This is a genomic window from Chromobacterium sp. CV08 (genome assembly GCF_051129845.1).
In the GTDB taxonomy this organism is placed as follows: Bacteria; Pseudomonadota; Gammaproteobacteria; order Burkholderiales; family Chromobacteriaceae; genus Chromobacterium.
Window position 1 is genome coordinate 2,886,281 of record NZ_CP150453.1, and the last position, 4,998, is coordinate 2,891,278.

General features: G+C 71.3%; 1 protein-coding gene. It reads right to left on the reverse strand.

Annotation, left to right across the window (positions count from 1 at the left end; all coding sequences use genetic code 11):
• Nucleotides 1-3: 3 nt before the first annotated feature.
• The gene (locus WNM05_RS13510) at nucleotides 4-4,929 is read right to left on the reverse strand and encodes an SDR family NAD(P)-dependent oxidoreductase (protein WP_434627414.1); all 4,926 of its coding nucleotides are present in this window, start codon (nucleotides 4,927-4,929) and stop codon (nucleotides 4-6) included.
• Nucleotides 4,930-4,998: the final 69 nt, after the last annotated feature.

Consider the following 4,998-nt stretch of genomic DNA (forward strand, 5'->3'; position numbering starts at 1 on the left):
GTGCTAGAAATCGAATTCCAAATCGGCGTCCTGATCGGCCGCCGGCGAAGAAGCCGGCGGCTGCGGCCGGAAGTTCAGGCCGGGCAGCAGGCTGCCCAGATCGGCGCCGGGGTCGGCGAGCACTTCGTCTATCAGGGCGAAGTAGTAGCCGAACAGCGCCTCGATCGCGGCGGCGCCGAACATGCTCTCGCGGTACTGCATCGTGCAGTCGAAACCGTCACCGGTCTCGGACACCTCCATCACCAGGTCGAACTTGGCGGTGTCGGCCGCCAGCTCCAGCCGGGAGAAGCCGCCGTCCGGCTGCCGCGTCCCGGCGCCGTTCAGGCTCAACGGCAGATAGCCGAACACCACGTCGAACAGCGGATGCCGGCCCTGCCGCCCCTGGCAATGCGGCTCGGCGCTCAGGTCCTCCAGCAGCGCGCTCATCGGATAGCCCTGGTAGGGCACGCTTTCCAGCCATTGCGCGTTCAGGTCCAGCAGATAGTCGGCCGCCGGGAAGTCGGCGTCCGGCTCCAGCCTCAGCGCCAGCATATTGACCAGATAGCCGACCAGGGCCAGTTCCTCGGGCTGGGTGCGGCCGGTGACCGGCACGCCGAGCAGCAGCGAATCGGCGCGCGCCACCCGGCCGATCAGCACGCCGAAGAGGCCGAGGAAGAAGGTGAAGGCGGGCAGGCCCAGTTCGCCGCACAGCCGTTGCACCGCCGCGCCGGTTTCCGGGGCGAGGCGCTCGACCCGCGTCGCGCCGCGGTGTCCGCCCCTCCCTTCGCCGCCGTCCGCGGCCGGCAGCGCCAGCGGCGCCGGCAGCGGCAGCAGGTTGGCCAGCCAGTAGGCCCTGTCCTTGCGCGCCTGTTCCGCGCTCTGGGACGCCTGCCGGTGGCGGCGGTAGGCGGCGAAGCTGTATTCGGCCGGCGGCAGCGCCCCGCCGCCCAGCGCGCGCTGGAAATCGCCGCCCAGTATGCCCAGCGACACCGCGTCGCAGACGATGTGGTGGACCACGATCAGGACCCGCTGCGGCTGGCCCGCGGCCGCAGCCTTGATCATCATCGCCCGTATCGGCAGCTCGCGGTGCAGATCGAAGGGCTGGCCGGCGAAACGCTCCAGCCGGGCCAGGTCGTCGGCCGGTTCCGCCGAGGCCTCGCACACCGTCAGGCCGACCTCGGCATCCAGCCGCGGCAGCATCATCAGCTCGGCGCCCTGCCTCTCGAACACGCATTTCAGCACCGGGTGCCGGTTCGCGGTCCGCTCGATGGCGGCGGCGATCGCCGCCTCGTCGAAGTCGCCGGGACACTGGAACGCCACCGGCATGTTGTAGCTGGCGTCGCCGAAGGCGGTCTGGTGTATGTACAGCAATTCCTGGTCGGCGCTGGCCGCGATGGGCTCGGCCGGATCGACCTCGGGCGGCGCCGCGGCGGCGTCCCGGTCCAGCAGGCACTGGCGCTCGATCTCGCGTATGGTCGGCAGCGCGAAGAACTCCGGTATCGCGATGCGCTTGCCCAGCGTCTTGTACACTTTCTCCGCCATCACGATGGTCTTCAGGCTGTCGCCGCCCAGCTCGGTGAAGCGGTCGTCGACGCCGATGCCGTCGACGCCGACGATCCCGCTCCAGATCGCGGCGATCTGCCGCTGCAGCGCGTTGTCCGGCGCCCGGTAGACGGCGCCCAGCGTCGCCGGCCTCGGTTTCAATCGGACGCCGGCGGCGGACGGCTGCGCGGCGGCGCCGGCGCCGGCGACGGCGCGCCTGCCGCCCCAGGCGTACAGGCGGTCGACGAACTGGCCGGCCGAGAATATCTTCTGATTCTCGCGGTCGTGCTCTCGCAGGCTGCGCTCGAACAGCGCCGGGAACGCCGCGCCGGACAGCGCCACCTCCCCGCTGCCCCAGGCATGCGGCTCGCCATGGCGCTCCGCGTCGAAATGAACGGTCTCCCAGTTCACCACCACCCAGCGCGTCGCGCCCGGCCGACGGTTCTGCAGCCGGCCCCAGCCGTCGAGGAAGAGATTGGCGGCGGCGTACGGCGCATGCGCGATGCCGCCGAAGAAGGCCGACATCGACGAGGTCGCGAAGCAGTATTCGACCGGAACGCTGTCGAATACCCGCGCCAGCACCTCGGACGCGCGCGCCTTAGGCGCCAGCTGCGCCAGATAGCGCTCGGCGTCGAGCCGGGCCAGCGGGGCGAAGGAGTCGCCGTCGGTGACGCCGGCGGCGTGGATGACGACGCAGATCTCGCCCAGGCGGCCGCGTATCGCTTCGAACAGCGCCAGCGCCTCGGACTCCGATTCCAGCGCGTACGGGAACACTTCCACCGCCGCCGCGCCGGCCGCCTCCAGCTCGCGCCCGAGGTCCCGCATCGCCGGGGCGTCCGCGGCCTGCCGGCTGATCAAGGCCAGCCGCGCGCCGAAGCGCCGCGCGGCGGTCAGCGCCATCGCCCTGGCCATGCGGCCGCCGGCGCCGGTGATGACAAAGGTCTTGCCGGCGAAGCGCGCCTCGTCGAGCACCTCGTTTTCCTCGGCGTCCGGGCAGCGGAAGTCCTCGACGAACAGGCCCTCGTCGCTCAGCTTCAGCGGGCCGTGCATCGCCGTTCCCAGCAAGCCGGCCAGCGCCGCCGGCGCCGATTCGCCGTCCGGATCGGCCATGCCGACGAAGGCGCAGCCGATGCCGGGAATTTCCTGGGGCGCGACCAGCGCCAGCGCCTTCAGCGCGGCCACCGTCAGCACGTCCCCGGCCGCGCGCTCGCCGCCGGCCGCGACCAGGTAGACATGCGTCGCGGCGAAGCCGGAGAAGTCGGCTTCCGCCAGCGTCCGCCCCAGCTCGGCCAGGACCCGGAGGTCGTCGGCGGCCAGCGAGAAGCTGTCCGCCGGAAAGGCCAGCGCCAGCGTCAGCGACTGCTGGCGGTCCGCGCCGGCCGCCAGCTCGGCCAGCGCGGCGCGGAAGCTCGACGGGCACAGCATGTCCAGGCCGGCGGTCTCTATCCCGAAGCGCTCGACCCCGCCGCGCAGCGCGTCCAGCGACGCGTCCGCCAACAGCACCGCCCGATTGTCCGCCCTTGCCGCCGGCGCCGGCGTGCGCAGCGGCCGCCAGAACGGCGTCAGCAGCCCGGCCGCGTTTTTCGACGCGTCGCCGTCCGCGCCGGCGACGATGCCGGCGATGCGCGCCCAGGTCTTGTCGCCGATATGCGCGATGCCGTGCTCGTCGCGGGCGAAGGCATAGCCGGGCACGTCCAGCAGCGGCCGACCGCCGAATCCTGCGACCGGCAGCGCGCCGGCGGCGCCGGACAGCCAGGCGGCGATCGCGTCCAGCCGTTCCGCCGGCATCGCCGGCGAGCGGCCCTCCAGCGCGCGGCGCAGGCGCGCGGCCTCGTCGGCGTCGTCCTCCAGCGACAGATGGCGCTCGATTTCCCGCATCAGTTCGAGCTTGCTGTCGGCCGCAAACAGCGCGCGGCAGCCGAAGGCGCGGCGCCGGCACAGCGTGTCGGACAGCGCGGCCAGGTCGGGGCCCGCCTGCGACGCCAGCCAGCGGGACACCGATTCCAGCTGCCGCGCCAGCGCCTCCCGGCTGACGGCGGAGAACGGAAACAGCCGCAGCGCCGCGTCCCCGCCTTCGGCCCCCTCCTGCGCGGCCTCGGCCACGGGCAGGTATTGCTGCAGCACCATATGCGCATTGGTGCCGCCTATGCCGAAACTGCTGACGCCGCCGGTGCGCGGACGGCCCGCCGTCTGCGGCCACGGCTCGGCGCCGCCGTTGATGTAGAACGGGCTGCTCTCGAATTCCAGCTGCGGATTGGGCCGCTGGAAATGCAGCGTCGGCGGGATCACCCCGTGCTTCAGCGCCATCACCGTCTTGATGAAGCCGGCGACGCCGGCGGCGGAATCCAGGTGGCCGATATTGCCCTTCACCGCGCCCAGCGCGCAGCGGTTCGGCGTCGTGCCGGCGCCGAAGACGTCACGCAGCGCCATGAACTCTATGCTGTCGCCGAGCGCGGTCGCGGTGCCGTGACACTCGATGAAGTCCAGATCGGCGGCGTCGACCTCGGCCAGTTCCAGCGCCGCGCGTATCGCCTCCGCCTGCCCCTTGACGCTGGGCGCGGTGTAGCCGACCTTGCGCGCGCCGTCGTTATTGATCGCCGAGCCTTTCAGGATGGCCCAGATCGGATCGTTGTCGGCGATGGCGTCCCCTGCCCGCCGCAGCACCACCGCGCCGAGGCCGCTGCCGAAGACGCTGCCGCTGGCCTCGGCGTCGAAGGCGCGGGTCTTGCCGTCCCGTGAGAACAGCATGCCGTCCTGGTAGGTATGCCCGTTCTGCTGCGGTAGCAACAGGCTGACGCCGCCGGCGACGGCGAAGTCGCATTCGCCGCTCAGCAGGCTCTGCGCCGCCTGGTGGATGCTGACCAGGCTGGTGGAGCAGGCGGTCTGCAGCGTGAAGCTGGGGCCTTCCAGGCCGAGCTTCCAGGAGATCAGCGTGCTCATCGCGTCCTTGTTGGCCAGCTGGGACGCGAGGAAGCCGCCGACATTCTCCACCTGCTCGGACAACATCGCCTGCATCGTCCACTGCACGCTGCTGCGCGCGCCGAGGAACAGGCCGATATTCCGGCCCCGCCTGTCGGGGTCGACGCCGGCGTTCTCCAGCGCGTGCCAAACGCACTCCAGCATCAGCCGCGTCTGCGGGTCCAGCAGGGCCGCCTCGGCCTGGCTGTAGCCGAAGAATTCGGCGTCGAAGCACTGCGCGCCCGCCAGCACGCCGTTGACCGGCACGAAGTCCTTGTTGCGTATCTTGGCCGCGTCATGGCCCGCCGCCAGCAGCTCTTCCTCGCTGAAGCGGGAAGTCCCGTCCACGCCCATCAGCAGGTTGCGCCAGAACTGGCCGCAATCGTCCGCTCCCGGAAAGCGGCCCGCCAGGCCGATGACGGCGATATCCAGGTCTTCTCTTATTTCCACGCTCATATTTCCGTACCTTGCTCAAGTTTCCAGGCTATCGTTCTCTGAAATTCCCGCCCGACGCCGGCC